At 63.9% G+C, this 20,503-nt stretch carries 20 protein-coding genes; all 20 read right to left on the bottom strand.

Going from position 1 to position 20,503, the window contains the following annotated elements; genetic code table 11:
* Window positions 1-45 precede the first annotated feature (45 nt).
* Window positions 46-579, bottom strand: coding sequence for a phospholipase D family nuclease (locus AC6I8D_RS24740; RefSeq protein ID WP_497821250.1), 534 nt, complete (start codon window positions 577-579; stop codon window positions 46-48).
* A 217-nt stretch (window positions 580-796) separates the two neighbouring features.
* The gene (gene trbC, locus AC6I8D_RS24735) at window positions 797-2,989 is read right to left on the bottom strand and encodes an F-type conjugative transfer protein TrbC (RefSeq protein WP_497821249.1); all 2,193 of its coding nucleotides are present in this window, start codon (window positions 2,987-2,989) and stop codon (window positions 797-799) included.
* Window positions 2,976-3,908 carry a thioredoxin fold domain-containing protein gene (locus tag AC6I8D_RS24730; RefSeq protein ID WP_497821248.1) on the bottom strand — a complete coding sequence of 311 codons (933 nt, stop codon included), beginning with the start codon at window positions 3,906-3,908 and terminating at the stop codon, window positions 2,976-2,978. The genes trbC and AC6I8D_RS24730 overlap by 14 nt, the downstream gene beginning before the upstream one ends.
* A 171-nt stretch (window positions 3,909-4,079) precedes the next feature.
* Window positions 4,080-5,294: a secretion/conjugation apparatus DotM-related subunit gene (locus AC6I8D_RS24725; protein WP_497821247.1), complete on the bottom strand. Its 1,215-nt coding sequence runs from the start codon at window positions 5,292-5,294 to the stop codon at window positions 4,080-4,082.
* Between the two features lie 109 nt (window positions 5,295-5,403).
* Entirely contained in the window at window positions 5,404-6,069 is a 666-nt protein-coding gene (excA, locus tag AC6I8D_RS24720; RefSeq protein ID WP_497821246.1) for a plasmid IncI1-type surface exclusion protein ExcA, read from the bottom strand.
* Window positions 6,070-6,135: 66 nt separating this feature from the next.
* Window positions 6,136-8,271, bottom strand: a complete 2,136-nt coding sequence (locus AC6I8D_RS24715; protein ID WP_497821245.1) for a DotA/TraY family protein — start codon at window positions 8,269-8,271, stop codon at window positions 6,136-6,138.
* A gap of 88 nt (window positions 8,272-8,359) precedes the next feature.
* On the bottom strand, window positions 8,360-8,563 hold the full coding sequence (locus AC6I8D_RS24710) for an Hha/YmoA family nucleoid-associated regulatory protein (RefSeq protein WP_222213606.1): 204 nt from the start codon (window positions 8,561-8,563) through the stop codon (window positions 8,360-8,362).
* The gene (locus AC6I8D_RS24705) at window positions 8,560-8,982 is read right to left on the bottom strand and encodes a hypothetical protein (protein WP_497821244.1); all 423 of its coding nucleotides are present in this window, start codon (window positions 8,980-8,982) and stop codon (window positions 8,560-8,562) included. Before AC6I8D_RS24705 ends, AC6I8D_RS24710 begins: the two co-directional genes overlap by 4 nt.
* A gap of 29 nt (window positions 8,983-9,011) precedes the next feature.
* Entirely contained in the window at window positions 9,012-9,392 is a 381-nt protein-coding gene (locus tag AC6I8D_RS24700; RefSeq protein WP_497821243.1) for a hypothetical protein, read from the bottom strand.
* A gap of 11 nt (window positions 9,393-9,403) precedes the next feature.
* A complete protein-coding gene (traX, locus tag AC6I8D_RS24695; RefSeq protein WP_497821242.1) occupies window positions 9,404-9,976 on the bottom strand; it encodes a conjugal transfer protein TraX in 573 nt (190 codons plus the stop codon).
* The gene (locus AC6I8D_RS24690; protein ID WP_497821241.1) at window positions 9,973-10,734 is read right to left on the bottom strand and encodes a prepilin peptidase-dependent protein; all 762 of its coding nucleotides are present in this window, start codon (window positions 10,732-10,734) and stop codon (window positions 9,973-9,975) included. Before AC6I8D_RS24690 ends, traX begins: the two co-directional genes overlap by 4 nt.
* A gap of 19 nt (window positions 10,735-10,753) precedes the next feature.
* Window positions 10,754-11,977, bottom strand: a complete 1,224-nt coding sequence (traW, locus tag AC6I8D_RS24685) for a conjugal transfer protein TraW (protein ID WP_497821240.1) — start codon at window positions 11,975-11,977, stop codon at window positions 10,754-10,756.
* 18 nt (window positions 11,978-11,995) lie between these two features.
* A complete protein-coding gene (locus tag AC6I8D_RS24680; protein WP_497821239.1) occupies window positions 11,996-15,046 on the bottom strand; it encodes a putative type IV secretion/conjugal transfer ATPase in 3,051 nt (1,016 codons plus the stop codon).
* Window positions 15,018-15,641, bottom strand: a complete 624-nt coding sequence (locus AC6I8D_RS24675) for a conjugal transfer protein (RefSeq protein WP_497821238.1) — start codon at window positions 15,639-15,641, stop codon at window positions 15,018-15,020. The genes AC6I8D_RS24680 and AC6I8D_RS24675 overlap by 29 nt, the downstream gene beginning before the upstream one ends.
* Window positions 15,642-15,732: 91 nt before the next feature.
* Window positions 15,733-16,119 carry a DUF6750 family protein gene (locus tag AC6I8D_RS24670; RefSeq protein WP_497821237.1) on the bottom strand — a complete coding sequence of 129 codons (387 nt, stop codon included), beginning with the start codon at window positions 16,117-16,119 and terminating at the stop codon, window positions 15,733-15,735.
* A gap of 77 nt (window positions 16,120-16,196) precedes the next feature.
* Window positions 16,197-16,736, bottom strand: a complete 540-nt coding sequence (traQ, locus tag AC6I8D_RS24665; protein ID WP_497821236.1) for a conjugal transfer protein TraQ — start codon at window positions 16,734-16,736, stop codon at window positions 16,197-16,199.
* Window positions 16,737-16,745: 9 nt separating this feature from the next.
* A complete protein-coding gene (gene traP / locus AC6I8D_RS24660; RefSeq protein WP_497821235.1) occupies window positions 16,746-17,492 on the bottom strand; it encodes a conjugal transfer protein TraP in 747 nt (248 codons plus the stop codon).
* On the bottom strand, window positions 17,485-18,789 hold the full coding sequence (traO, locus tag AC6I8D_RS24655) for a conjugal transfer protein TraO (RefSeq protein ID WP_497821234.1): 1,305 nt from the start codon (window positions 18,787-18,789) through the stop codon (window positions 17,485-17,487). The genes traP and traO overlap by 8 nt, the downstream gene beginning before the upstream one ends.
* 2 nt (window positions 18,790-18,791) lie before the next feature.
* Window positions 18,792-19,799: a DotH/IcmK family type IV secretion protein gene (locus AC6I8D_RS24650; protein ID WP_497821233.1), complete on the bottom strand. Its 1,008-nt coding sequence runs from the start codon at window positions 19,797-19,799 to the stop codon at window positions 18,792-18,794.
* A gap of 4 nt (window positions 19,800-19,803) precedes the next feature.
* Window positions 19,804-20,496 (bottom strand): DotI/IcmL/TraM family protein, encoded by a 693-nt coding sequence (locus tag AC6I8D_RS24645; RefSeq protein WP_222235195.1) that lies wholly within the window; start codon window positions 20,494-20,496, stop codon window positions 19,804-19,806.
* Window positions 20,497-20,503 lie beyond the last annotated feature (7 nt).

The following is a 20,503-nucleotide window of genomic DNA, read 5'->3' as shown; positions in this document are numbered from 1 at the left end:
ATCAGCGTTGGCGCGCGGACCACTCTCACTTTTGTCAGGCGTAATTCAGTAAGTTGATCGCCAGTCCGTACCACCATCCCAGCGAGACTGCCAGTGCGTCAGGTACATCTGAGCCAGCGAGGGCACACCGCGCACGACCATCGCGTTCTCGGAGTTTGACTCCGCTGCGCTCCGCGTAAAGTTAAACGAGCCGAGCTCCACATTCTGGCCATCGGAGATGATCACCTTGTCGTGCATGATTTTGTACTGGCTGTTAGTGCGCAGTGGGATGCCGGCGTTGACCACCACGTTCATTGCTGCCTGACTTGCTTTGCTGCGGTTGCCTTTGTCGTCCACCACTACCCTGACGTCCACACCACGACGTTTTGCCGCAACCAGGGACTTAACGATCGTGGGCGAGGTGAAGCTGTAGCCCATCAGGCGGATACTCTCGTGCGCCTCGTCCAGCGTGCGGAGGACCAGCTGCTCCGCGCTGCCCTCAGGCGAAAATCCGACGTCAATGGAAGGCGTCGCGGCTGATGCGTAAGCGACAAAGCTCAGCGAGGTCGCCATAGCGATCGCTGCAAACGTTAATTTCATGTTTTGTTCCTGCAGTAAGCCGGCAGTGGCCGGCAATAAGTCGGATGATTCATGTTGCAGAGGCAAAAAAAGAGGGCCTTAAAGGCCCTTAAAGGGATCAGCATTACAAACGTTTATTTAAGCAGTGGCAGACTGTGGATCAGTCTCACATTTGTTATCGGAATCAGGCTAAAAAGCTTTAGCCATTTCGCTACAAATAACCATACGTGACAACTGGTTAGCTAAAGGTTTTGGGGGTTTCAGACGCCAGCGCCACGTAGTTCTGCGCGGCTTTTTCAATTGCCTCGCGCCCCACGCCCATCAGGTGGGGTTCGCGCAGCCGGACCTTATAGCCCCGTCCCCGCGCAGGAAGGCTTTCCAGCACCATGTGCCAGAGTATTGCCGACCGCACCGCGGCTGATGGCGCCCGCTTCCAGCTGTATTCGCACTCCAGGGAGAATTCACAGACGGCGGCAAGCGCCGGATCGGTCAGCACCAGCCCACGGGTATCCTGTGCGGCCGGGGGCGCGTCAAGGACCTGCAGAATGTGCTGAACCCGGTCGGTCCGCACGTAGCTGCGGCGTCGGCGATAAGGCATGGTGGCCAGCAGCCGGGCTTCGGATGGCGGGCTGACCTCCATAAAGCGGTTGATGCGCACCGCTTCCTGCGTGAACTTGTCGGCATCATCGATGTAAAGCGAGCTCCCGCGGATGACCTGCCCCTTAAACAGGGTGACGTTTTCTCCCTCCTGCAGCGCCTGCACCTCCTCCACGTCGACCTTTTTCTTTTCGCTCACCTGCAGGCGCGGGTCATCGCTCAGACCGCTGCCGAGGATGCTGCCCTGCTGCACCAGTGCGCTCATGTGCGCACGGTATTCGGTGCCGGCCATCAGCTGCAGGATTTCCAGCGTGTCCTTCGGATCCATAATTTTACCGGTAATGCGCGTGCCCATGTTGGCGACCAGCGTCCACACCGCATCTCCCGCCGCCGTCTTCAGGCGCTGCACCTCCTGCCCGGCCAGCAGGAGGCAGTAGCCCAGCGAACGTATCTGCGTGGCCAGCTCACCGAGCTTCTCACTGTAGCCGGCGCCCACTTCGTCGATGATCCAGAGCAGCGGAAAGCGGTCCTTAAATTTGCGCACCTTCATGTTGTCTTCCGGACGCCCTTCCAGCTTTTCGCCAAGGTCCTGGCTTAATATCATGGCCAGCTGCGACTGATATAGCCGCCCAAGCGTGCTGCTTTCCGTGGCGGACAACTCAAGCGCCGGCACCAGCACGATCAGAATGCGGTCGTTGTGCACCACGTCCCGCAGGTCGATATCGCCCGCGTCGCGCGCAAAGACGTGGCCATAGGTGTCGTTGAACAGGCTCAGCATGCGCGTGTACTGCTGCATCAGGTAGCCGTGCTGGCGGTTCGCCTCCGGGTCCCACTCGGACGGCGTGGCCACCTTGTCCATGTCAAAGCCGGCCAGCGTGCTGAGGTAGTTCTCCAGCGCCACGCGGATTTCCTCGTGCCACTGCTCCTCTACCGCCTGCACGTAGAGCCCGGAAATTTTGCGCAGCGGCAGGTGCGCCTGGATGGTGCGCTGCGACATCACCGTGCCCTCGCGCCGGCACTTATAGACCAGCGCGGTTACCAGCGCCTGATTCATGGAGCGGGCCTTTTCCTGCCAGTCGCCGCCGCTGCCGCCAGTTTTGGGCAGCATGGAATCCATCAGGTTGGTGGTGTAGGTTTCCTGCGCGATGCCAAACACGTTGGTGGTGTTCGTCTGCGGGCGGCCCTTCACGTCTTCCAGCAGCTCCTGCGCGCGGGAGCGACCGCCTGTGATGAAGTTCATCATGCGCAGGTCGTCCTCACGGCCGAAGCGGCGGGCAATCGACATCATGGCCAGCGCCACGTCGTTCTGCGCCTTGTGGTCAGAAAAAATGACGCCCTTACCCCAGCACAGCGCGTTAAACACCCAGCCCAGCAGCGTCTCCGTTTTACCGGCACCGGTGGTACCGAACATCAGCACGTGACGCGTCAGGTCGTCCATGGAAAGCCACAGCTCCCGCCCGGCGTCCCTGCCGCGCAGGTAGCCGGCGTAAAGAATGCCGGCCGCGCGGCTGGTGTGAATACGCACGGTGGCCACCGGAAGAAAGCCCAGCACCTTTGCCGGCACCTTTCGCTCGGTCGACGGATCGTCCCGGTTAATGTCGGTCGGCATGCGCATCGGCATCTTCCAGCGGCCGGCGGGCGCCACGACCAGCGCCCAGAACATCAGCACCGGCAGGCTCAGCACCAGCGTGGCGGGCCAGAGGATGCCGGCGACCACGGCGGCCAGCATCCCCCAGGCCAGCGTGCCGGTCTCACACATCACGTCGATGAGCCACGAGCGGCCAGCGTGCCGGTTGACGCGCGCGCTGTCGAGCGCAGCGTTATTGTCCGCCATGATCGCCTCCGTTTAAAAAGTCCGCGAGCGCCGCCGGCGAGCTCAGTACGCTCTGCGGCACGTAGCGGCCGTCGTCTGAAATCGTCCAGGGGGTGCCCGGCAGCCGGTAGGCCCGGAAGGCCACCTCGTTGACGCCTATCGCCCCGCGCGCCGTTTCCGCCTGGTTCTCACTGGTGACCGCCGGTGCGACCGGTGCGGCGCCCGGCACGCCGATACCGGCATCGGCGGCAAAGAGCTGCTTCCACGCGGCAGGACGGTCAGCCTCGGGCAGTGCCATTACCGGCGTCAGCGTCTTCAGCGACGCCTCGCCACCCTCGATGGTGACCGGAAAAATCACCACGTTGACGGTGCCGGCAGCGGTTTCAAAGTGGCGCTCCATGCGCTGGCAGTTCGGGCATGCCGGGTCGGCGAACACGTAAATCGTGCGCGCGTGGCCGGATGACAGCGGTACGGTGAATAGTCCCCGTGCCGCCGCTTTACTGAGCTTGTCCGGCAGCTCAGCGCGCACATTCTGTGGCAGCTTCCAGTCGTCAGCAGGCGCGATAACTGGCGGCTGCTGGGGTTGCGTTGGTCGCTGTGGAGGAACTGGAGTGTCGGTGCGCCATCCATTTGGGGCCATGCCTGGCGCGTCGGGTGCAGTGATTGCGGCCGGAGCGCCCACTGTAGAGAGTAAACCGGCCCTTTCCGGCACCGGGGCCGTCTGCGGCACATGCGCAAACCACGTCAGAATCCCCAGCGCGACAGCCACAGCGCATCCTCCGGCGGCCCGCCACAAGCGGCGTCTTCTTGCTGCAGTGGTCAGCAGGCCGGTCAGGCAGCTGAGCAGCTGAGCGGCATCCTCTCCCTGATAAAGCGGCGTCAGCGCGTCGTGAGCATTCTGAGCGTAAAGGCCATCGCTGTGCAGCACGAGCCATGGCATATTTCTGAACGAACACGTAAAAATCGGCGAAGGGTTCCAGACTGTAGACCCCACGCCTCCGGTGGTGTCGGCCTGCGTTTGCGCGTAGCGTTTAACTGCCAGAAGTCTGCAGGTCAGCGTGGCCTCAAAGAGGCCCTCTCTGCGTGAAATTGTCATCATCAGATCCTTGTCTCAGCGCGCGCCGGCGCCGTCAGAAAATTCGTCTTCGCCCTGTCCGGGCAGATAAAGTGCGTCAGGGAACGGTATTTCTCGCTGCGGTTTCGCGCGTTTCGGCCGCGCGTCGCGCGGGTACACGAGCCCCAGCGACTCGAGCTCGAGCTGCAGGCCGGTCACTGCCTCATCCGTCATCAGCGGCGGGCGCGGCAGATTCATGCGGGCGGCCATTCGCTCCGCGCGCGCCTGCGCCACGATGCCCGCCCCCTCCACGAACACCTTGGCGGTGTCGGCGGTGTGAAGTCCGTACCACAGCGTGCGGTTGCAACCCTTCAGCCAGCGAAAGCGCGCTGGCGGCAGGCGGAGGTCACGTCCGTAGAGCCCGGCCAGCGCGGAGCGCACCGTCCCGTGCATGTTCAGCCACTCGATGACGCCCGGGCTGGCCAGCACGCGGGCCACGTGCTTTTCTGCAACCTGCCAGTCGGGCACGCTGCGAAATTCCGGCGCGCGAAACAGCCGGCGGGTCATGCAGGAGCGGTTCAGATCATCCAGCAGCGTGGTAGCCGCCTTCCTGTCACCGGTGAACACCTGCAGGCCAAAGACGGCCAGCAGCGCACGCTCATGCGGCTGCCACTGGTCAGGTGACGTCATGGCCGGCCCGTTCTGTGCATCGAATAAGGCTGTTGCCGCGTCACGATCGAGCACGCGGCGCTTGATCAGCCCGTGCTGCTCCGCAAACTCTTCGGGCTTCAGCGCCCAGGCGTTTTCCGGCGTGGTGTCGTTCATGAGCCCGTCACCGCGATGCCCGGACAGAACCGGAATGACGGAAGGCGCGAAGGTGGCCATTACACGCGGCAGCGAATGGATATCGATCGCGCGCCGGCTGCGAAAGCCCAGCGCAGGATGACGCGCCAGCGCCCAGCTGGTCACCGCGACTAACGGCATCATGGGCACGAAAAGGATGCCGGCGGTGAGGTTCATCACGTCGCGCCATTCGGTCAGCTTCACTGACTCCGCGCCGTTGCCGGTGGCGGCCAGCAGGTTGATGCGTTCGGCGGCGTAGCCGTGAATCTGCGGAAAGTCGGCGAAGCGCCACAGCCAGTAAAGGAACCAGCAGCTCCAGCGCACAAAGTCAGCAAAGAAAAGCCAGCAAAGCAGCAGCGTCAGGCCAAGGGTGATCATCACCATGGCCGGCTCGTTACTGCCGGTGGCGTTCGGATTAGAGGTGTACATGTGAGAGTTTCCGGGACCGGAGGCGGACGCAAGGGCCCGCCAGACTGCAGATAAGAAAACACCGGCTCGGGGCCGGTGTCAGAGGAAAAGCGTCAGAATGTCGGGTATATCAGACTACCTGCGGGACCACCACGTTGTGTTCGAACTCCACAAAGCGGCTCTGACGGCCAACATACTCAGGCCACGGCTCCTGCGGGAACGATTCTGAATAGCTCTTGTGGCTCATCGCGCCGATCGTATCAAACAGCTCTTTGGCCACCGTTGGATGCGCGTTAATACTCAGTACCGGCACTTCAGGATTCTTTGTATTAAGGCGAAGCGTACTACCTTCAAGTTCGCGATCCGTCCAGTCATCCATGGTGAGGCCGATGACGTCGACGAGCCCCTTCTTCACCATGTGGATGTACAGAAGGTTGCCGGACCTGATATCGACACCCAGATATTTACCGCGGCCCGCATCCATAACCTGATGGTGCTTCTGTGGAATGAAACGCTCGTCACTGGTGAGCATTGCGACCATATTTTTGAGCTGGCGATTGCGGGACTTCTTACCAAATCGACGAAAGGCCAAAGGGACAATAAGAGCAATCCAAACCAAAATAAAGAAACTAGCCATGCCAGCATCACTATGCCCGCCTGGTTGTTTGCCGAAATAGATCATGAGACTAGCCACAGCGAAAAAAATCAGACACGGCAGTACCAAAAAATAATAAACAAATTTTACAACAACCCACAGATTTTCAGTTTTTGAATCATGACGTTGGACTAATTTCATGGCATCCTCCTGCCGCATTTTCTCTGATTAAATTATACGCATGACTGTAAATAAAGCCAGGTGAAATTACTTAATTCCATCCTCTTTAGGCGAGCCAGTATTAGGGGATTTTTGCAAACCTGGCACTCTGCGGGAACCACCGCCTGCCGCAGCAAACATGCCTTTGACGTCATCAACCAGTCCGCCCATGATGCCGGCCATTCCTGCACCACCCAGGAACGTGATCACATAGTCGGCGAGCGTTGCCTGTAGTCCGAAGACTCGCGTGACGCCGAAGGTTGCTATGCGTGCGTAAATCAATAGCCAGCCAATCATTTTTACTAATCCCATAATTGAGTCCGCATTGGAGTTGGCCAATGCAGTCCCAAACAACAGATTCAGGAGGGTTCCACCGGCCATTACAGCCACGGAAGCAAAGAAAAAACCCAGAACCATCAGCGATGGACGAAGCATCATGTCGATCAGGAAGATATAGCCGTACGCACTGCGGCTGCCTTTATCCTCCTCGGCTCCTAAGTGAGTCGCAGACCACATTGGGCCCGCAGCACACCCCACCATGACGCTTACCAGCCAGTTAAACACCCCCACCATCCAGTAAAGAAAGGGTACCGCCGGCAGGAATACTGCCAGCGAAAATCCAACTGCAAACAGAAGTAACATCACGAAATAAAACGGCGGTGAAAGTTCCGTCAGAACATCTTTTACAACTGCTCCCGGATTGACGAAAAGCAGACCGCCAATTTTTCCCAATACTGAATTATCCGCAGTAGATGCCGCTGCTAGCGTTAATGTATAAGCTGCCAGAGCAGTCTCGGTGGCACCCAAAGTGTAGTCACCAATGGTTTGCATCTTAATCAGTGGATTAACTTGATGTGAAAAATCTGCTTGAGTGCCAATTTCGTTTGTAGCTATTGCGGTTGTGATTTTCTGCATCGGACTTTTATAAAAGCTCACAAATACTGCGTCCGGGTCTGTCGCGTTAAGAGCAGCCCCATCATCTTTAGCCGTCTGCGAACCGAGAGGCGCTGTGTAGGTGCTGTTCTGCACCTGCGATCGATACGCCGTAAACACCTGGTGATACAGGTCACCGGTGCCCGTTTCGCCGTGCAGGCTGGCCCCTGACGTCACCGGCGCCGCGTTGGCCACCTCATTCGTTTTGCTGTTGGCCGTCGCAAAGGTGTTGTACCAGGCGCCCAGCGAAATCCAGCCGTAGGTTTTAAGCTGCGTCGTCAGCTGGCTCTGCAGCGAGTCTTTGTAGTTCAGCTGGTTCAGCGCGTTGTTAACCGTTGTTTCATACGCGGCCGCCGCGTTCTGAATGGTGGTCTCCGGATCGCTCAGGGTACCGGTATCCTGATCGCGCCGGCTGAGATAGGCATCGACGTAAGCCTGCGCGGCGGCATCGAGCGTGGACTGCATGGTGTCCAGCGCCCCCCGTGATGCCGTGGTGACGCTCGCCGTGTTCACGGCCGACCCAAACAGGCTGTCCATGACGCCGGTTGACGGCTCGGGGATGCGGGCGCTGCCGCAGAGCGCGCTGCCGTTGCCCGTGGTGTAGTCGCCGTTTCCGCCCTTCGTTTCCATAAGCGCCGTTCGCGCCTGCCCGTCCTGATAAAGCGAGGACAGCTCGCGGTTGGTCGCGTACTTGCACAGGTTCATCTCGAACACCGCGCGCGCCGCCGAACGCGTGGAGGGCGCCGTGGGCTGCACGACCAGCGACATCCCGCTGCTTATCATGTCCGCCGCCTTGTCGGTGAACAGGTTCGCGCTGCCGATGCCCATGGTTGAAGCCGCCCACAGCATCACCAGCTGCGACAGCGACCAGCCGGACGCCGTCGGCACGAGCGTGATAAAGCCAGCAAAGCTCATCACGGGATGCAGCATGGTCCGGCCGGCGCTGAATACCTTGCCGTCCTGTCCACCTTTGAACACCGTCTTCAGCGTCACGATGAGGAACCACACCAGCGCGACCGAGCAGAGCACGCCATTCAGCAGCGCAAACAGCGAGCCGATAAGCGTGACCTGCCCGGGCTGAAACGGCGTAAGCACCACGTCGCCGAATATCATCACCAGCGCCTGCCGGGACAGGTCACCGGTCTTGCTGGCGGCATCGCTGATGGTCTGGTAGTCCACGCCGTCGGCAAACGCCGGGCAGGACGCGGCGCACAGCAGAGCCGCCGCCTGAATTTTTGTCAGTAGCTTCATGGTTTACCTGTGGGTCAGGGGATGACCTGAGTGAAAAGTGTTGGGGATGGCAGTATGGGAACGGCAGGCAGGCTGAATACGCTTAACGTTACTCCACGAACCGCCACACGTGCATCGGCACGCGATCGAAAAGCCTGCCGGCGGCGAGCTCCGCCCTGCGGTGGTCCCAGGCACAGGTCATCGCATACTCATCCGCCGGGTCGCCGCTGTATTTCAGCATCTCGTAAACCTTCTCCAGCGTGTCGGGCGACTGGTGACGCCGGAACTTCAGCAGCCATTCATCACGGGTCATGAGCTCTCTCCGTCCGATACGCGCCTCAGGGCGCTGACAAACCGGCTGACCGCAGCCGGCTCAAACAGCAGCTGCCCTTCGGACATGACCGGCACCGGCAGCGTGATACCGCGCAGGCGCTTACGCCGGCTGACGGCCTGCCAGAGCGCCAGCGGCGCAATGCCCGCCTCTCTTGCAAACGCATCAAGCGGTATCAGCGGTTCACCGGAGGGGGCGGGATGATCCGCAGGCTCCCGGGCGTGCCAGCGCGCCGCAAACGCCGTGGCCTCAGCCTGATCGAACATCAGTGCCGCACCGCGCACCTGCCTGCGGGCAGGCAGCAGCATGCCGTCCAGCTCGCCCGTGGTGCGCACGGCGTGAAGCAGCTCTCCCGGCCGCACCCGGAGCAGGCCGGCAAACACATCGAGCCGTATATACATAAAAGTCCTCCTTCAGCTCAGTCAGCCGCTCACAACGCGAAATGAAGCACAAGCGTCAGCAGCAGGGTAAAAATCAGCAGGTAACACAGGGGTTCTGTGAATTCCGGATTAAGCCTGAAAGGGGAAGACAGCGTATTCTCACTGGCGGAGTCAAGCTGGCTGATAGCCTCATCAATGACGACGGTAACCGCGGGTTCGGTTTCCGTTCCCTGCAGGCTCAGGCGTGCATTGTGCAGATGCGTAAGCACCTCTGACCTGCATTGTTCCGCTACACTGCTCCGCCCTTCCCTGCAGGCACGACGGGCGCTGTGCACCAGGTTCATGATCGTCTCATGCCGCTCACCCAGCTCCGCATCGTCCAGCAGGTTGATCACGCGGATAAGAAGCTGTTCGCGCGTTTTATTTCGCATGCGTTGTCTCCTTAAAGCAGGCCGCCGCTCAGCACCTGCCGGCACCAGCGCGTCTCCTGCAGAAAGTCCTGAAAACTGCCCTTCTCTGACGCCGACACCCGTTTTTCCGTCAGCTGCCACAGGCGGAAACTGGTGACCAGCGCCTGCACGAATCCGGTCGCCGCCAGCAGCATCAGCACGAGCATCACGCAGCCCACGCGCAGCCAGCCGGTCCCGCCGATGCTGCTGCCTGCAGCAATCAGCATCAGCAGGAACCCCACCACCGGCAAACCGGTGAGCCACATCAGTCCCCACCATATCCAGCGGCTGACGCGCAGGTTACGCGCAAGGCGGGCGGGCGGAAGCCCGCTGTCCGCCACCGCCTGCGACCAGTCAGCGGGGCGGTAATCTCCGGCGCCGCGCCCTGCCGTGACCTCGCGCAGGCGCTGCCACAGGCGGGAAACGTTGCGCCCGGCGTGGCGGCTCCAGCTGGACACCTCCCACGCCGGCAGGACAACGTTCAGCGCTATCCAGCCCACGCGCTTCGGCGTGATGCGGGACTTCTTTGCGCTCCCTTGCGGAGCGGCTGAATCAGATTCTTTCACAGGGGATCTCCTTCTGCGGTCAGGGTTGGCTCAGCGATCGAAAACGTGACGTGGTGAAGCGCCGCCAGCGCCTGCAGCGCGTTAAAGAGGAAGCCGTACACGGACGTCAGCGCCTCACTTTCCATGCAGCGGATGTCGGGCGTCAGGAAGATGACCTGTCCCGGACGCTGGCGCAGCGCGCTGAGGCTCAATCCCGGCGCGCCCGTGAACGTCTCCGCCACGTGCGGATGGTGGAAGATGGCCATGCGGCCGCGGATAGCCAGAACAGACTCGCCGGCGCCTTCATGCGTCAGCAGCGCGCGCGCCGCCTGCAGCGCCGGATGGTGCGGATACTGACGGCTCCAGCGGGCGATAGCCGTCCACAGGTCGTCAGCCCACAGCTGACCGGCCAGCGCGCCGAGCCCGGATGAGCGCCCGATGAAGTGGGCCGTGTCGTCCGCGAACGCCAGCACGCAGGCCATCAGACTGCGCGTCAGGTCGCTGTGCCCGTCTGCCGGGAACAGCGCGGAGGCCAGCGCCTCGCTCCCGTCCGTGGCGTGCACGTGGCGCAGCGCGCCCAGCACGTCCCAGACGTCGCCCTCCTGCGTTTGTCCGGGCGCCAGGCGCCACGCCTGCCACAGCGTCTTCCAGCGCGGCGCCTGCCAGAATGCCTCCCACAGCGCGCCGCAGGGGTCCAGCACCAGAACCGGGCCGGCGGCCGCGTCCAGCAGGGAAGAAAGCGCGCCGGCGTCCGGCGCGAAGGTACCGCTTGTCGTCATGGAATGCTCCGTAAAGGAATTACTTAGCGCTCACGCCGGCGCTCATCTGCGAGGACAGCGCCTGCAGCTGCGGGGCGTATTCATTTTTTGCCGCCAGCGCCAGCTGCTGGCCGCTGATGATGTTGGCCTGACGCAGCTCGTTTTTGATGCCGAGCGCCAGCCAGTTGGCCAGACTCTGCTGGCGTGCCATCTCGCGCGCCAGGTTGTCGCCGTCCATGCCCTGCAGGTCGGTGACCCACGCGGTGTTGGCGTAGCGCCGGCCCACCTCAAACGCCTCAAACTCGCGCTCGCTCATGGTGCCGGTCTGCTTTGCCTGCGCCGACGCGGTCTGCTGGAAGTAGCTTTCCGCCGACGGCGCCTGCCGCGCCTCGGTGAGCGCCGCCTGCGTGGCGTCCTGCGGCTGGCTCGCCGCCACCATGTCCAGCTGCGGCTGCATCGCCGCGCTCTGCATCGCCTTGTACTGCGTGAGCAGGCCCTGATACTCCTGACCGGTGGCGGTCTGGATTTCACCCTTGCCCGGCGTGCGTCCGGCATCGAGCTTCGCCGAGTTGTTCACATAGGCCATCGCCGCATCGGTCTGCGCCTGGGTGAAGGTGAGCTCGGGGTCTTTACCCGCCGGGCCCGCCCCGTCGTAAAGCGATCGCGCCTCGGTGTCGCCGCCCGGCATCGGCGAGACGCCCGGGCACAGCCCGGTACCGCCGTACAGCTTTGCCTCCTCCGCAGTACAGTAGCCCGCGTGAATCAGCGCGCTGCGATAGCCGCCCTGCCGGGGCGAGGTGGGCAGGCTTGCCAGCGTCTCCCGCACGACCGCACTCGACACGGCGCTGCCGCCGGCAAGCTTTGACGCCGCCGCGCGGGTTGCCTGACTCACCTGCGCGGCCGTGCCGGAGGCCGACTCGCTGCAGATGCTGTCCGGCACCGTGTAGGCCGCCCGGGCTTTCTCCAGCCGGTCCGCCTGACGGTTGAAGTTCTCCGCCTCGCGCTGGGTGCGCGCCGCTTCCGTGATGGCCGTGGTAGTTTTGTCCGAGGACTGCACCACCGCCGTGCCGGTCTCCTTCTCCGCCGACAGGATTTCAGCCAGCGTGGCCTGCATGGTCTGCAGCGCGGGCATGACCTGCGTCTGAATAGGGATGCTGCTCATTTCCTCGGTTGGGTACGCCAGCGCTTTCGGCGCCAGCGCCGCCAGCACGCAGGCGGCAAGCAGCCGGCGCCCCGCGGGGCGCCATGGTGTGGATTTATGCATGTCAGAACTCCTGAGGGGTCAGAGGTCGTAGCCCTGTTTATCGATTAGCTCGGTGGCGAGCGTGCGGATGACGTTGTCGCCGCGCGCCTCGCCCGCGGTGCGCTGACGGTGCTCGATGACCTTCTCGGCCGAGCCGTTCGGGAAGAAGCGACCAAGGATGCGGCGGGTCGTGCCGGCGCCGACGTCTTTATCAAGCATGCGGCGCAGCGACATATCCACCGGCGTGGTGCTGTGGCCCCACAGCTCCTCCGGGCCAACCGCGTTTTTCATGATGTGGGCAATGGTGCTGCCTCCCTTAATGCGGAAGATGCCAAGGAACGGCACCCCGCTGCCGTCGGCCGCCGGGCCGCTGCCCATGCGCTCAAAGCGGTCAAGCGTGGCGTCCGGCACCTTAAAGCGCTCTTTCAGCAGTTTCCTGTCCTCAGGGTCAACGCCGACCATATAAACGGAGTTGGCTGACTGGCGCAGCGCGTCGGGCATGTCGCGGAAGTACTGCGAGGACAGCACGGTGCGCACGCCAAACTTGCGCTGCTCGCGGTCGGCGGTTTCGAGCATCGGGAAGATAAAGGGGACGCCCTTGGCGTTGTGCAGCTCGTCGTACTGGCGGGTTTTAACCTCCTGGTCGAGCTGATCCACGCGCGCGCGGTGCATCCGGTGCCAGCGTTCGTGGAGCGCGGGAAAGAGCTCGTCCTGATACTGCGGCAGCACGAAGTCGCCGCCCGCGATGTGGCCGGCAAACAGGTACATCATGCCGGTCTGCAGGTGGCCCGCCTTTGACTTGTCGCCGGCGACGTACTGAATGTCGACCGTAATGACGCGCGCCTTCGGGCTTATCATGAAGCGCGTGCGCCCGGCGAACATGCGGTACTGGCCGCAGGCGTCGCGCAGGCAGCGGGCGATATACTCAATCAGCGGCTCGCTGCTGCCGTCGCGCTGGATGTTGCCGTACATGCTGCGAAAATCCTCGCTGAGCAGGCGTGGCGCCATGTCGGCGAGCTCCGGCACCGCCTGGAACTGCGCGCGCTGCGCGGCGTCCGGGTGGTCCGCGTCCTGCAGCAGGTCCCGCACCTCGTACCATGTAGCGTTGTCGCGGTATTCCGGGTGCGCCTCCCAGATGCCGGCGTCACTCAGCGCCGCGTCCACCTCCGGCACGAGCCCCGGCTCGTAGCGTCTCGGTTCCTCGCGACAGGCCTTAAACGAATCGCTGACCAGACGGCGCAGAATGATCGGCGTATCGCGGCCGTTGGGCGGCACGCCGGTGCCGGGGTCAATACACAGGGCCTGCAGCGCGTTCTCCATAAATTCGGATTCGTAGCTGAGCGGCATCGAAAGCCCCAGCTGGATGTCGAACAGGTTGCGGCAGTGCTGCGCGTCGTTACGCAGCACGATGTTCAGCACCTCGTCCTGACGCTCCGGCGGCAGCCCATCCCGCAGTATTGAGACCATGCCCTGCGCGCTGAACCCCTTATCAATGCCGGCAAAGAAGGGTAACTGCTGCTGCGCGGACATCGCCAGGATGATGGGCTGCCGGTTGATGAACACCGACTTACCGCCGCCGGACTCGCCGGCCACGATGCTCGTTTTCTTGGTCTGGTTGGAGGGCGCGAGCGCCACCGGCATCAGCTTGCCGTCGGGCGACACAAACAGCGCGTTGCCGTCCTCGCTCCAGGCCGTCGTCGGACGGGTAAGCGGCATCAGGTTCAGCGCCTCAGACAGCGGCGGATACATCAGGCACGGCCCGCTTGAGGCAGACGAGGCCGTGAGCGTAGCCACCCACGCCTTAACCGGGTCGCCGAAGGTCTGCGTTACGCCGCAGATCCCCCACGACGTCAGCGCCTGCTGCAGCAGCGTCAGGTTGCGCGTCACCGTTTCCGGAGAATCCCCCCAGGTCGCAGCCGTGATGGTCATAATGCACACCGGCTCGTGCATCTCGCGTTCGGCCAGCATCGAAATGGAATCGAAAATCGGTTTCAGGCCCGGCACCCAGGACGCCATGCTCAGCACGACGTGCTTGCCGCCGAGGCGACGCATGCCGCCGGGCATAAGGTCCTTGCGGATGCGGAACGGCACGCTGCGCGGAATAAGTTCGCGCAGGCGGGCAAAGCTCTGCGGACTCTGCGGCCCGAGGTTCACGGCGAGCGTGCCGTGCCAGACGCCTTTAATTTTGATCAGGTTGTTGCGTATCTCATCAACGCCCGCGCCCATGACCTGAAAGTTCAGCCAGGGGGCCAGCAGCGCGGTGGCGTCCTCCCCCTGACGCACGCCCCGGGGGATAATACGATCGTCCGGCAGCAGCGGCTGCCAGTCAGCGCCCGTGCCCGGGTCCACCTGCGCGCGCAGCACGCGCCCGGCTTCGTGCGCGTCGATGCGGCGCATCAGTACGCCCCTGCCGCTGTCGCCGAGCGCCCGCTCAACCTGCGAGAGGAAGGCGTCGTGGCGGATTTTGAGCCCCGCCAGCTCGGTGAGCAGCGGATTCTGCCCAAACGCGGCCGCCGGGCTGCCCTTCACCAGCGCCTTCAGGCGGGCGTTTTCATCGCGCAGTTCGTGCCCGGCCAGCACGCCGCGGCCGCTGTAGCAGACAAGCCAGGTGCGCTCCGCGTTCACCCAGGGCGTGAGCTTCTTCACCTGCTCATCGAGCATGTATTTCAGATCCAGACCGGTGCGCTTCAGTGACTGATACTGCGGCGCCAGCAGCCGACGGATGACAGCCCCGCCGCCATCCGGATCGCACTCGTGTACGGTGCTGATTTTATGACCCGTATGGCGATAGTGGGAGTTTAAGGACTCAGTCATGCGGTCAAGCCGTCCCTGCCACGCATCGTCATGCCCGGCGGCCAGCTTTTCGTCTGCCTCACTGTAGCTGCCGGCAACTTCATAAACCGTCAGATAGTCACCGCGATGAGTGACCATGATGTACGGCGCGCTCAGCTCCGGGTGACGAATGCGATCGTCGTCGGTGAGGCGCACCACGGTCTGCAGGTCGCAGTAGTCGGGCAGGTCGCGCGACACGGCAAAGCGCGTCGCGGCGGTGATCACTTCTTCAGTCCAGCGGATGAGGCGGTTTGGCATACAGGTCGCTCCGGGTATAGGTCGCCCATGCCGGGGTATGCACCGCGCTATCGGCGGTGCGGCCCAGCGGCAGCAGCAGGGTCAGGTCGTTAAAAACGTCAGCGGGCAAAATGAGCACGCAGCCCTCAAGCCGCTGCTGCATCTGCGCGCGCTTTACAGGCGGAAGTCGCGCGAAGGCCGCGGCGAACTCGGGCGCGCGGGAGGTGCCCCACATGCCCTCCACCTCGCGTGCGTGGCGGGCCAGCCAGTTCCAGACGCGCCTGCCCTGTTTACGCACGGCTTTACTCTCGCTGTGCTGCCCGATAAGCGCGCGGCGCTGCAGATTGATGATGTCGGCAGCGGGTGCATCAGGCAGCCAGGCGAGATGTCCGTGCGCGGCGGTGGGGCTGTCGAGGTTAAAGGTCAGCCAGCACAGCGTGCAGACCGGCTGCGCGTCCGGCCCCTGCCACAGGCGCTGCGCGCGCGTACCGCAGCAGCGGCATGACGCGCCGGGAGACAGCGCCACAGGTCGCGGGGATTCGTCTTCACCGCTGACGTCCGGTACAAGCGGCAGCAGAGAACCTGCCACCGGAGCCGGCGTACGATTCAAAACCATAGTGAAGTCCTGTTCGAACAAGAGGAGAACTGTCCGGGAAGTCCGGCAGTGATGCGGAGAATTGCCGCCCCGTGAGGGGGCGGCCGGGAAGTTAACTGATGCTGACCGGCGTCATGCCCATCTGGTTCATGCCGCGCTTGATGATTTCCGCGATACCCATAGCCAGCAGCCCGCCAATAATGGCAAGCGCTATCATCCAGGGTTTAATCTGCGGGTTATTCTTCATGGCTTTAATGGAAAGAATGCCGCCGGCAACTGAAAAGAACCCGATAACCTGGATGATGATGATACCGCTGGTCTGCCACGACTTGGCGCCATCAGCCAGGCGGGTACCTATTCCGGCTAAATCATCGTCGGCCATGGCCATCGGCGAGATGAAGGCAAGCCAGGCGCAGAGTGCGCGTAAAGTCATACGGCGCAGGGCTTCAGACAGCATCAGGACGCGTGCGTATGCCGCGCGGTAAAAGCGAGTAATCATGGTGTTTTCCTTAATGAATAAGAGTGGCCGGATGGCCGGTTAAATCGTCCATGAGGACGGAAGTCTTTGAATCTGCCTTAGCGCATACCGAGGGTTTTCTGTAAGGCGTCGAGCAGATAGGGGTTACAGATGAGCAACACCCCAAGGATAAATCTCACGGTACCCTTGTTGACGTCGTCGCCCGCCGTCAGGCCCGAGTGGCCATCTTTACGGGAACGGCGATACAGCATCACGCCCGCCAGTGCGAACCAGACGCCGACCATACGAAGCAGGCTCAGCAGGGCGTTGGCCGCGACCGCGCCCTGCCCGAACGTCCCCTGGTCCACATAGCTGATGGCGTCAAACGAAACCTGCCAGCCCACCTGTCGCGCCCCCGCGCCGATAAGCTGGTCCAGCCCCACCAGGCAGCCCGACAGCAGCAGACAGGCCACCACGGCCCCGCCGCTCGCCGACTGACCGGGCGCCTTGCGGGCAAGCCACGACTGACGGATAAGAAAGCCGCCGGCGCCGAGCACGCCGAACAGCGACCCCAGCGTCAGGGCCAAGGTGATGAACGAGCTCTGCAGCCCGGATGCCAGGTTAGACAGCATGGTGATGCCGTCAAGCGATCCTCCCATGACGCCTCCCTAGCGCAGCACGCCGGCGCTGGTTGTGACGCTGCGATCCGCCGCGTTAATGTCGCGCACGGTGACGCCGCCAAGGGTATCCCCCGCCTGCACCGCCCACGTCCTGCCCTGCCAGCTGATCCACGCCATCCCCTCCTGCAGGCTTTCCAGCCGCATGCCGGTGAGCGCCGATCGCGTCGCGCGTTTGCCGGCGGCGTGTCCGCCCGCCTCGGGGTAAGGCCGCGCGGCCAGCACGGTCAGCTGATTACCCAGCCGGGCGTTTTCCTGCGCGATGCCGGTAAGCTGCTGCTGCAGGGTGGCCAGCGCCTTCGTTTGCGCACGCACCGTGTCCGACAGGCGGGTGATCGCCTCGCGGTTGGCCGCCTCAAACTCGCGCCCCTCGCGGATGAGCTTCACCACGTCGTCCGGCACGCTGCCGGCCGGTTCCGCCAGGCTGAGCGCGGCGGCAGGGACGCTGAGTCCGCCCGTCTGCAGCGGTGCCGGCGCGGACGCGGCAGAGGCGGGCTGCACCGCCTCAAGCCCGGCGTCCTGCCCGAACGCGCGCTGGCTGGCATCCTGTGAGGAGCCTGAGGGCAGGAACAGATACCAGGCGATGCCACCCAGCACCAGACCTATCCCCGCCAGCCAGGGCAGGGAGTATCCCAGCAGCAGCGGGCGCGTCAGAAAGCTCTGCTGCTGCGGGGCGGGCGGTGAAGCGGCGGGGGTGACCGGCGCGATGACCGCCGGCTGCGGATCGAATTCATTCACGGGGCATTCCTCTCTGTTCGGCGGCGCGGATGCGCGCTTGGGTTTCTTCGCGCAGGTCCGCGGCGCTCGGGGTCGGGTTGCTGCTCAGTGCCGCCGGCAACGCGTTGCCTCCGGTCGCCTGCGACACGCCCTGCGGCGACTCGGCGTCGGTGCTGTAGACGCCGCGCATAAACTGGATGGCCACCACCTCGCCGTTTTTCACCGTTACGGTGCGGTCCGGCAGGCGGGCCGCGTCGCTGTTCAGCACCTGCGCCGCCTGCTCCGCCGTGCCGCCGGCAATCACCCCGGCCACCGCCGTGCCGTCAGGCGTGGACGGGCGAGTGGTGACGGTGTTGAAGCCGTTGCTCAGCAGCTGCGTGTTGGCCTGCGCGTAAAGCTGGCCCGCGCTGCCGATGCCCTTGAAGATGGACGGCAGCACGATGCGGCGGAAGTAGTGATGGTCGACGTCGGTGGCAATGTTGGCCACGAGCGTATCGTCCTGCAGCGCATAGGCGTCCACTTTGAAGTTCTGCCCGTTCAGCGCCATCGTGGTGAAGTGAATGATGACCCCGTCGCCCGACAGCTTCGCCCCCTCAGGCGCCTGCAGTACGGCGCCAGCATACTGGCCCGTGGTGATGCGGCCCAGCACCGGCGTGGTGCCGTTATCCGAGTTCACGCCGGTGTAAATTTCACCCGGCCCGCGCCAGTAAGGCGCCACAACGACGGAGGCCGGTGGCGTATTCGCGGCGACCTGACGGCTGCGCGCGGCGGCCTGCTGCACGTAGCTGTCCGGCTGCGAGTCGCGCCATGCGGCCCAGCCGCCGTCCTTTCCGCCCAGCAGCTGCGCGGCGGGAAGGTCGGTCTGTGGCTCCGCCTGGATTTTTGCAAGCAGCGCGGTCAGCGACTTCTGCCGCGCCTCGCTGAGCGCCTTCTCCTGCTCCTGCGTTCGCCCGTTACCCTGCGGGCGGGGCAGCTCACGCGGCGCCAGGGCCGGTGCGACCGTTGGCGTTTCTTTCGGCGTGACCACGTCCTGCTGCAGCGGGATGCTGGCGATAAAGCTGCCGTTCGAGGCGGCGGCGGTCTGCGCGCCCCGGGCGTTGTTTTCGCGCAGCAGCTCGCGGTAGGCCGCCTGCTCCTGTGCGCTCACCTGCGTGCTGCCGCCTACCCGCGTCAGGTTCACGCGGGAAGGTTCAGGCGGCGGTGCGGCAAAGTAGCTGTACAGCGCGTAGCCGCCGCCCGCCACCACCACGATGCCGCCAAGGATCAGGCCCATCATCAGGCGGATGTTGCCGCCGCCGGTGTTCTGTTTATCGCTCATGATTACTCCAGGGCAATGCTGAGGGCCTCGGTGCGCCCGTCAACCGAGAAGGCCACGCGCGGCGTCACCGGCAGCTTCCACAGGTGGGTGCCGTCGGCCGACGAAAGCGTGGTGTCGAACTCGTCGCGGATGTCCGCGCGCGAGCGAATGTAGAGGTCGTCGCCCTGCTGCCACACCGCAGTGTCCGGCACGCTGCCGGTGGTCTTCAGGCGCTTCGCGCCCGATGGCGGTACGCCGTCCAGAAACGCCTGCAGCACGTCGTCGTGCAGCCCGATGCGCGAGGGGCCCGGTGCGTCAGGCGCCGCGCCCGGCCCGCGGCGGGGAATGCGCAGGTCAAGGCGCGCGTCCACCGTCCAGGTCTTTTTCGCCGTGTCGGCCTCACCGCTCATCACGCTTATCTGCAGCGGCACCGGCAGGCCCTCAAGCCCCACGGTCACCAGCGTGTTCACGAAGTCGCGCTTTGCGGTGATGACCATAAAGGACATGCCCGGGATCCACTTCACGTCGATGTCCGGGGAGCCGCTCACCGGGTCGCCGAGGATTTTCCAGGGTGCGCCGGTGCTGTCGATAAAGCTCACGGTCGCCGGCCAGTTCACCGCGGTGCGCACCAGCGGCAGGCTCGCGCCGGGCTGCAGGCTCACCGTCTGCGCGGTGATGCGCGGTACCGCCGTAATACCCGGCGTGGCCAGCGCCCGGTTCTGCTCGGTCTGCTGCGCACGCAGCTGGCGGATTTCATCGGGCGTCAGCGGGGCAATAGTCGCCTGCGCCTGGTCATACGTGACCGAGGTGGGCGGCGGCAGCGCCTGCCCGGGCAGCGGGCCGGCCGCAGCCGGCGCGGCGGGCGTGCCCGTACCGCCACCGGTCTGGCCTGTCGTGGCAGCACCGCCGGCGGAAGTAGTCGAGCGCCAGCCGCCGTCGGTGCCGGCCGCCGGGGCGGTCCCCGTTGCCGTGACGGCGCTCGCGCTGCCGCACAGCGCCAGCCACAGGGCCAGCGTGCGAAAGTTGCTCATAGCATTATCCTGCGTTGTTGGTGATGGTCTGCGTGACCTCAAGGCCGCGCGGTTTGAGGCGCGGATCGGCCTGCTGAATGCGCAGCGTGAAGATGTAGCGCAGCGGCGGCGTACTGGTGTTCTGGCCCTGCAGGCGCAGCGTCACGGGATACTGGAACTCCCACGTGTAGCGCCCGCCCACCACGCCGCGGCGGGTGATGACGCCCGGCTCGACGGTGTTGGTCAGGTTCATGCGCTTGTCCTTCACCAGCGACAGGGTGTTTGAGTCGGTGCTGAGCGCCCTGTTGTAGCCGGTGAAGCCCTCCTCAGAGAAGTCAGCGGCCGCGGCGGTCATCTGGTCGCGGTAGTGCACGAAGTCGAGCGTAAACGCCTTGCTGATGGTGTCCGCACCAAACTGCCGCACGTCGCTCTCGCTCCAGACCGGCTTATCCGTCGGGTAAAGCGGCGTGATGCGCCCCGCTTCGGTAGCAAAGTACTCGCGCGGGAGAAACACGATGTAAACGGCAAGGGCGCCGATGACGATGGCCTGAATGACGTTGACGCTGAGGCTCCAGCCCAGCCTCTTCAGGCAGGTGCGCGCAAACTCTGCGCCGAGCGTGCGCTCGTGCTGCGCGTGCAGGGCGTGCTCATAGGCGTCCGGGTCGGTCAGGACGACAGCCGCCTCCTGAGACGGCGCGACGTGTTGGGGGTTCTGCATGCGGTAC

This window comes from Pantoea sp. X-Soil-MYKO-1785 (assembly GCF_059730675.1).
Note: the sequence above shows the minus strand (reverse complement) of the source record. Positions and strands in the feature narration are given on the sequence as shown.

Bases quoted from the DNA above. Each gene is read 5' to 3' on its own strand.
- AC6I8D_RS24740 (WP_497821250.1), bottom strand. From the start codon at position 579: ATGAAATTAACGTTTGCAGCGATCGCTATGGCGACCTCGCTGAGCTTT.
- trbC (WP_497821249.1), bottom strand. From the start codon at position 2,989: ATGGCGGACAATAACGCTGCGCTCGACAGCGCGCGCGTCAACCGGCAC.
- AC6I8D_RS24730 (WP_497821248.1), bottom strand. From the start codon at position 3,908: ATGCCATGGCTCGTGCTGCACAGCGATGGCCTTTACGCTCAGAATGCT.
- AC6I8D_RS24725 (WP_497821247.1), bottom strand. From the start codon at position 5,294: ATGTACACCTCTAATCCGAACGCCACCGGCAGTAACGAGCCGGCCATG.
- excA (WP_497821246.1), bottom strand. From the start codon at position 6,069: ATGAAATTAGTCCAACGTCATGATTCAAAAACTGAAAATCTGTGGGTT.
- AC6I8D_RS24715 (WP_497821245.1), bottom strand. From the start codon at position 8,271: ATGAAGCTACTGACAAAAATTCAGGCGGCGGCTCTGCTGTGCGCCGCG.
- AC6I8D_RS24710 (WP_222213606.1), bottom strand. From the start codon at position 8,563: ATGACCCGTGATGAATGGCTGCTGAAGTTCCGGCGTCACCAGTCGCCC.
- AC6I8D_RS24705 (WP_497821244.1), bottom strand. From the start codon at position 8,982: ATGTATATACGGCTCGATGTGTTTGCCGGCCTGCTCCGGGTGCGGCCG.
- AC6I8D_RS24700 (WP_497821243.1), bottom strand. From the start codon at position 9,392: ATGCGAAATAAAACGCGCGAACAGCTTCTTATCCGCGTGATCAACCTG.
- AC6I8D_RS24690 (WP_497821241.1), bottom strand. From the start codon at position 10,734: ATGACGACAAGCGGTACCTTCGCGCCGGACGCCGGCGCGCTTTCTTCC.
- traW (WP_497821240.1), bottom strand. From the start codon at position 11,977: ATGCATAAATCCACACCATGGCGCCCCGCGGGGCGCCGGCTGCTTGCC.
- AC6I8D_RS24680 (WP_497821239.1), bottom strand. From the start codon at position 15,046: ATGCCAAACCGCCTCATCCGCTGGACTGAAGAAGTGATCACCGCCGCG.
- AC6I8D_RS24675 (WP_497821238.1), bottom strand. From the start codon at position 15,641: ATGGTTTTGAATCGTACGCCGGCTCCGGTGGCAGGTTCTCTGCTGCCG.
- AC6I8D_RS24670 (WP_497821237.1), bottom strand. From the start codon at position 16,119: ATGATTACTCGCTTTTACCGCGCGGCATACGCACGCGTCCTGATGCTG.
- traQ (WP_497821236.1), bottom strand. From the start codon at position 16,736: ATGGGAGGATCGCTTGACGGCATCACCATGCTGTCTAACCTGGCATCC.
- traO (WP_497821234.1), bottom strand. From the start codon at position 18,789: ATGAGCGATAAACAGAACACCGGCGGCGGCAACATCCGCCTGATGATG.
- AC6I8D_RS24650 (WP_497821233.1), bottom strand. From the start codon at position 19,799: ATGAGCAACTTTCGCACGCTGGCCCTGTGGCTGGCGCTGTGCGGCAGC.
- AC6I8D_RS24645 (WP_222235195.1), bottom strand. From the start codon at position 20,496: ATGCAGAACCCCCAACACGTCGCGCCGTCTCAGGAGGCGGCTGTCGTC.